The 7,021-nt window shown below is 40.6% G+C and carries 8 protein-coding genes; 4 read left to right on the forward strand and 4 right to left on the reverse strand.

The features are described from left to right. Positions 1-385 precede the first annotated feature (385 nt). The 4 genes from ABYU67_RS11550 (at position 386) to ABYU67_RS11565 (ending at position 4,280) form a co-directional block, all read left to right on the forward strand. Positions 386-1,036 (forward strand): hypothetical protein, encoded by a 651-nt coding sequence (locus tag ABYU67_RS11550; protein WP_372845340.1) that lies wholly within the window; start codon positions 386-388, stop codon positions 1,034-1,036. 142 nt (positions 1,037-1,178) lie between these two features. After that, positions 1,179-2,240: a WG repeat-containing protein gene (locus tag ABYU67_RS11555; RefSeq protein WP_372845342.1), complete on the forward strand. Its 1,062-nt coding sequence runs from the start codon at positions 1,179-1,181 to the stop codon at positions 2,238-2,240. A 222-nt stretch (positions 2,241-2,462) separates the two neighbouring features. After that, positions 2,463-3,413, forward strand: coding sequence for a WG repeat-containing protein (locus tag ABYU67_RS11560; RefSeq protein WP_372845344.1), 951 nt, complete (start codon positions 2,463-2,465; stop codon positions 3,411-3,413). 90 nt (positions 3,414-3,503) lie between these two features. Then, a complete protein-coding gene (locus ABYU67_RS11565) occupies positions 3,504-4,280 on the forward strand; it encodes a hypothetical protein (RefSeq protein WP_372845346.1) in 777 nt (258 codons plus the stop codon). Positions 4,281-4,578: 298 nt separating this feature from the next. Here the strand turns inward: ABYU67_RS11565 and ABYU67_RS11570 are convergent, their stop codons facing one another. The 4 genes from ABYU67_RS11570 to ABYU67_RS11585 all read right to left on the reverse strand — a co-directional run. After that, positions 4,579-4,782 (reverse strand): hypothetical protein, encoded by a 204-nt coding sequence (locus tag ABYU67_RS11570; protein WP_372845348.1) that lies wholly within the window; start codon positions 4,780-4,782, stop codon positions 4,579-4,581. A gap of 88 nt (positions 4,783-4,870) precedes the next feature. After that, positions 4,871-5,296: a LexA family protein gene (locus tag ABYU67_RS11575; RefSeq protein WP_372845351.1), complete on the reverse strand. Its 426-nt coding sequence runs from the start codon at positions 5,294-5,296 to the stop codon at positions 4,871-4,873. Beyond that, positions 5,297-6,667, reverse strand: a complete 1,371-nt coding sequence (locus ABYU67_RS11580) for a Y-family DNA polymerase (protein ID WP_372845353.1) — start codon at positions 6,665-6,667, stop codon at positions 5,297-5,299. Between the two features lie 141 nt (positions 6,668-6,808). Beyond that, a partial coding sequence (locus ABYU67_RS11585; protein WP_372845356.1) for a transposase occupies positions 6,809-7,021 on the reverse strand: 213 nt, incomplete at its 5' end.

Below are 7,021 nucleotides of genomic sequence, written 5' to 3' on the forward strand. Positions count from 1 at the left end.
GATATCTTTGCTCTTGGGTAAGATGTGTATAGTGTTTCATAACGTTCTGATATGTAGGAGTTGAAGTTTGAAATGCAACACGGCACATCTTACTCTTCAACTCATTCTTTTAAAACGTTGCACTTCTTATTTGAATCTAGGATACATACATTCGCAGTAATTTTGCGGAAACGAAAGTCATTTAATTTCAAGTTTTGTACGGATGTATGCCATCCCAATTAATGTCTATATCTTCAATGCTCATCGCAGCTATTGCCCTCTTAAATTTGAACAGAATAGTACAGTTTCTATTTATGAAATTATTTTAAATTAAACTAATGTTTGTATATTAAAACATCTAAACTGTTGCTACAATATTACCCTTTTATTAAAATGGATATCCATAATGTGTCGTAATAAGTTCGTTCTATCAGGTATTGGCTTAGCTGTATTACTGAGTTTATCAGGTTGTGCTGAAGTAAGCGTGCTAACAAAAGACATCAGCACATCAGTTGGCCAAGGTGTTTCTACCATGGTTAAAGACATTACCACCGGTATAAACACGCCCACTCAAGCGAAGACCCAAAGTCAAAGCTCCACATCTATCCCTGCGACAGATATGATCTTTTTGATGGGCTGGATGGAAGATGCTTGTCATGGTAGTACACCACCGTACGACAAGATATCAGATCGTTATTATGCCTTTAAAGACACGGTTATCGATATGGATAACTCACGTGCCAGACCGTCTGCTCAATGGGCATCAGAGTACCGTAATCAGATTCAAAATATCACAAAAAGTACAGATGGCTCCTACATCACTTTTTCACTGCAGCTAAAGAATGCCTACTATCGAAAACAACCTTTAAAAGCCATAGAGACTGGATATCGCGAGGGAACTGAAGGCGCTCATGCAAAATTAATCTTTGCACCATCTGCAAACATTCCCGCCATCATTTCAAACTTCAAAGCTCGTAGAGTTGAAGGCATGGGTGGTATGTATGATAGTGGCGCTACTTTTAATGCTAGAGAGATCAGCATTAATTGTGAGCTGTAAGTCATCGCCCCTCAGATAAATTCATAAACAACTTCTTAATGAGCCTATATCTTAATTAGGAAGCTGTTTGCTAACAAAATTTGGCGCTAAATTGCTATTAAGCTATCAATAAATACCATAAAAAATAAAAAGGACAGCTCGTATGCTACGGAAACAATTGATTGTTTTGTCAGTAATGACAAGCCTTACCCTCAGCGGTTGTAGTAAAAATGAGTCGGTTTCGGATATCGAAAAAACCAACAATGATATCAGTGTCGAAACAACTGAAGCTTCTATAGCGCCTGAGCAAGAAACCGTAATATCAGAGGAAGAAAATTTAATTATCCCTGAAGATAAGCCTGATTTGGTTCACTACACAGTACCAGGTGGTGAGTACTCAGAACAATGTGGCTTTAAGAATGAAGCAGGTGACGTGGTAGTAAAAGCAGAATATGACTTTTGCGGTGGTTTTAATGAAGGAATGGCTTACCTTCTAAAAAAGAACATGAAGTCTGATTCTGATGGAGGCTACTATATTGGATATGTCAATAGCTCAGGTGAGATAGTCATACCAGTAGATATAGCAGCCGATTACGGTTGGATGCTGGATGCTAGAGATTTCTCTGAAGGATTAGTAGCGGTATTAAAAAAAGATAAATGGGGCTATATGGACAAAAAAGGCAATACCATAATCCCATTTGAATATGAAACTGCATCTGACTTTTCTAATGGTTTAGCTACTGTATCAAAAGATTATAAGTACGGCGCTATCAATCACAATGGTAAGGAAATTATCGCCCTTAAATACGGTCATCTAGGTGAATTTGAAGAAGGTTTGGCGGCGTTTAATGCAGTAGATTCAGATAAACAAGGTTTTATTAACACCAAAGGCAACGTAATAGTAGATCCAATTTGGAATCAAGCCATGCCTTTTTCTGAAGGCTTAGCTGCTGTTGCTAAAGGCGATTATGAAAAGGCCAAGTGGGGATTTATCGACACTACAGGAAAAGTGGTGATAGAGCCTAAATACGATTATGTTTCTATTGATCCAGGTGGTGACTCACCTGATGTCATTGGCGGCTATTTTAAAAAGGGCACTATAGAGGTTTATCAAGAAAATGAGAATGGCCAAGTAACCGCGATTACTATTGATAAGAATGGTAAAGAGCTTAAGCATAAGAATTACGAGAGCTTCCCAAGTGTACTTGATGAGATGTATAACTAATCATGCCATGATGCGTAGAAATAGACTCTTTTTTTTGAAAATATAAACATAAATATGAGCACATAAGTGTGCATATTTATGTTTTTTTATCTGATATTAATACTTTAGAGACTTGACGAGCAATTACTGTTCGTCGGATTACTAATTTTAAGCTAAAACAGCCGCTATAATTTCAAATATAAATCGCACTTAAACAAAATTTAACTATTAGGAATGTCACTTATGACTTTATTTCCTGCTCGTTTGCTACCGTTAGCCGCTGCACTCAGTATTGGCGCTTATGCCCTACCTGCTCAAGCTTATGATGATTGTAAACCGCCCAAAACAAATTATGCAGAGGTTTACTGCACTTCAGATGATAGCTACTTCATCGGCTATAACACTGATTATAGCGTTCGAACCTTATTAGACAAACAAGGTAAAGCTTTAGTAAGCTCGAAAGGCTATGACGATGTAAACTTTTATAGTATTAATGATGGCATTTTTGCCGTAATGAAAAATGGCAAAGTGGGCTACATGAATATCCAAGGTAAGGTGGTAGTACCTACGATTTACGATTCTATGCAAGATCCTGATGACAAGTATGATGAAACGTGGTCTGAGCCTGTCTCCAATAAACGTATTTTGGTTAAGAAAAACGATAAGTTTGGTATTATCGATACCTCTAATAAAGTCATTATGCCTTTCACTAATAAATATGCAGTTGTAGAGTCCATCAGTGAGGGCATGGCACCAGTTATGTCAAAGTCTGGTAAATGGGGCTTTATTAATATTGATGGTAAAGAGGTCGTAACTCCTGAGTATGATTATACCAATGGTCACTTTGGCGGTGTTTATGGTTTTTCACAAGGCTTAGCAGGTATGAAAAAAGGTGACAAGTGGGGCTATATTACTAAAACGGGTAAAGTTGCTATCCCCTTTGTCTATGATGAAATACGTCCGTTTAGTGAAGGTGTCGCTGGCGTATTAAAAGGTGAGACATGGGGCTTCATTAATGGTGCGAACAAAACCGTTATTCCTTTCAAATACTCCAACGACAATGTTGAACGCTATAGTGTTAACTATATGGGTGCTAATTACTTTATTTTTAATGATGGCATTGCAGAGGTTGCAACTCTTAACGAGCAATTAGTTTGTATAAATAAAGCGGATAAGAAGGTGGCTTGTCGCTAACTGCTTGCGCCTTAGAGGTTTAAGCTAGTCCTCCTAATTTATTATTTTAGCCCTTCTATTTAACACCTTTCTAATTTTAAGGAATTTTCAATGCAAGCCAACCACATCTTATCCGTATTTGCACTAAGTAGCTTTGTTGCTCTCACTGGCTGCTCTGACAACGCACCCGTAGAAGAAACAACACAAAGCACTGCCCTTGAAGAATCAATTGCTACAGAGGCAGGGGTTTCTGATTCTACTGCAGTTACTGAGTCTGTAGCAGAATCAGAAGCAGTAGAAACTGTCGAAGTGATTGATGAAAACCCTCCTAAATTTGCTCAAGTCACTGACTACTTAGCACTAGAACCAGAATCCAATTGGAATTGGGAAAAGCTAGCTAGTATATCTGCTGTTGAAGAGTGGGATCCTAAAACACCTACTAAAGATGAGTATTCACCTGAAAAGAATCAATACTACATTTGGGGTGGTTTAGATGATGTTGGTGGCATGAGAGTTATAGGTACAAAGGCACAACCCGAAATAATAAATATCGGCTCTGGACAGTCAGTAATGGAGGATGAGACGGGTAGTAAAGTTTATAAAGTTGAAGATCTGTTTAGAGCGAGTGAGCTTACCCGAGTAAAATCAAACTGCGACTCAGCAGCAAGCTCTCTATCTTCGCAACACTTCTATAAATGGCAAAAACCAGGTTATCAGCCTTTATATGTTTACTCCATCATAGATGAAGCTAATGCAGGAACCTCTAGCGATGTTGGTATCGCTAAAAACTTTAATGTATTTTTTGACTCTGAATATAGTGATGACCTTCATAACTTAAGCTCCTACGATGCTGAAGGCAATAGTGTCACTTGTACGTTTGATCTTTAGCACTTCTTCGACCATCGAAATTAATGAAATAAATAATGAAAAAAATCATTTGATATCGATACTGGCTATTAGCATTATGGGCTAGCTAGTAACAGAAGTCGTCAATGGCACTATCCCACTTGTCAATATAACTAATTACAGTTTTAATAACTTAAGTTGGTTATTGTTAAGACATCCAACCTCATGATGATTGATAGTTTTACAGACTAAGCTCTTTTAGGCTGTAAAACTATTATCCAATTTAGAAGTAATGCGACAGCAAAAATTGATATTCTAAGTCCACTATTCATATAAAAAACTATATCTCTAAAAGCGGTGCTTGTGACTGCCTGATCCGCTGATCTGACCTCTCCCGAATATCTTTACCCCAGTTCGTTGCTCTTGCAGACACCAGCTGACGGTAGTCCTCATCCTCACTCATTTGTATGGCATTCAGTGCTGACCTGTCTATCCACTCTTGTACCAAATCATTAGACTCATTTTGCTCTGTTTTATCAGTCATTGCTTTGCTCCCTTAATTGACGTTAATAATGCTCGTTACTACTACTGTGCTTTCTGCTAGAAATCTGACCGTACTTATTACCCTACACTCACCGCTTAAACCGTCTAATGCTACTTGCCACCACCCCGAACAATTCAAGCGAGCCCTTGACCACGATATCTGCATAATTCTCATTGTGCGCTCGCAGTATGATGTGCTCACTCAGTATCAATTGCTTAGCTGTGAATCCATCATCTATTAGTGCAATCACGATGTCTTTGTGACAGGCTGTCAGTGAGCGATCAACGATTAAGATGTCATTGGGGTAGATACCGATATTGACCATACTGTCCCCTTCCACCTCAACCAAATAGGTCGATGCAGGATGACGTATGAGCAGCGTGTTTAAATCAATACAGTTTTGCACATAGTCAGTGGCTGGACTTGGAAATCCCGCTTTCACCTTATCGCTGTATAAAGAGAGTAATACCGTTTCACCCTCATTGGTTAGCTTGCCTATTATTTTGACGGTCATCTAATGCACCTTAGGCAATTGATTAATATTGGTGGTATAGCACGGTGATAGCATGTTACGGCTCATCTGCCACGACTGCTTATCTTTAATCCCTTCACTGGCGATAAACACCGCCGCTTGCTGATTGCTGTTCTGTCCGTACTTTTTATTGAGCGCATCCATGATGGCAGTGACTTCACCTCTTTTCTCAGTACTCTTCTTTGTACTTTCATTCCCATTGTTGTCTTTGCTTTGATCTTCTGCAAACAAATCAAGCTGCACCTCATCATGCTGACAGATGCCAAGCAGCATCACACCCGCTTTCGCGTAGCGTACCTTTTCTTTATAGATCACCTTTAGTACTTGTCTGGCAGCGGTGACCATCACTCTGGTGTCTGCTGTAGGTGTTATAAAGTGATAATCACCAGAGATAGAAATGTAGGGCTCGTTTTTACTAAAGGGGCTGTTCTTGGCAAAGACAGTGATATAGGCACACACGCTGTCTTGCTGTCGTAGTTTACTGGCGGCTTTTGCTACGTGAGCACAGATAGACTCGCTAAGGGCTTGCTGGTCGGTGATGCGCTCAGAGAAAGAGCGTGAGGAGATGATTTGCTTTTTAGGCGCTATGCTGTCAATACCCAGACAGGACTGACCGTTAAGCTCTAAGCAGGTACGCTCGAGTACCACGCCGAAGTGCTGCCTTATCTTGCCAGGCTCACAGATGGCTAACTGGTAGACGGTATGGATACCCATCTCATTGAGCCTAACCTTATAACGACGACCCACACCCCATAGCTCACCGACATCGGTTATCTGCATGATGCGGCGTATCCATCTGATATTGTCTAACACACAGACGCCTTTGGTAGCGGGATACCTCTTAGCCGCATGATTGGCAAGCTTTGCCATGGTCTTGGTAGTGCCAATACCGACACCCACTGGAATACCCGTGTGCATCTCGACAATGGCTTTAAGCTTATGTCCATAAGAACTTAAGTCTTGCATAGCAACAGGATAATCAGCTAGGTATAAAAAGGCTTCATCAATGGAATAGACCTCAACCGTTGGACAGAGGGTTTCAAGGGTCATCATGACACGCTGAGAGATATCGGCATAGAGGGTGTAGTTGGAGCTAAAGACAGTGACGTTATTGTGCTCACAGAAGTCTTTGACTTGAAAGTACGGCACGCCCATCTTAATACCTAATAGCTTTGCCTCAGGTGATCGAGCAACGACGCAGCCATCATTGTTAGAGAGCACGACCACAGGCTTGTCCTTGAGATCAGGACGAAAGAGCTTTTCACAGTTGGCATAAAAGCTGTTGCAGTCAATGAGTGCATACATGGCAGACTCGGCATAAAAGAAAGGGTATATCCAATCATGAGTATCCATGTTTGGACAAGATGACTTTGATTGTAGAGACAGGTGCTTGCAGAATTCAAGGGCAGATTTGATTCATGCGACGATGGATGTCGTGAGGTTTTTAGGCAAGGCTTTTACTGACCTGTTCGTCTTGCTCTGCAAGCTGTCTTATTAACGATAGCCGTTCAGGCTGTCCAAGGCCAGCAGAGCAGAAGCCTTTTTTAGAATGTCGCGCTCCATAGTCAGCCGCTTAACCTGCTTACGCAGCTCTTGAAGCTCGCGCTGTTCATCCGTTAAAGCGTTGCCGGCTTTAGGTGCTTCGCCACTGATTTCTTGACGGTATTGACTCAGCCATTTCTGCAAGGTGGATTTACCTATCCCTAA

The sequence above is a fragment of the Psychrobacter sp. genome, from assembly GCF_041554015.1.
In the GTDB taxonomy this organism is placed as follows: Bacteria; Pseudomonadota; Gammaproteobacteria; order Pseudomonadales; family Moraxellaceae; genus Psychrobacter.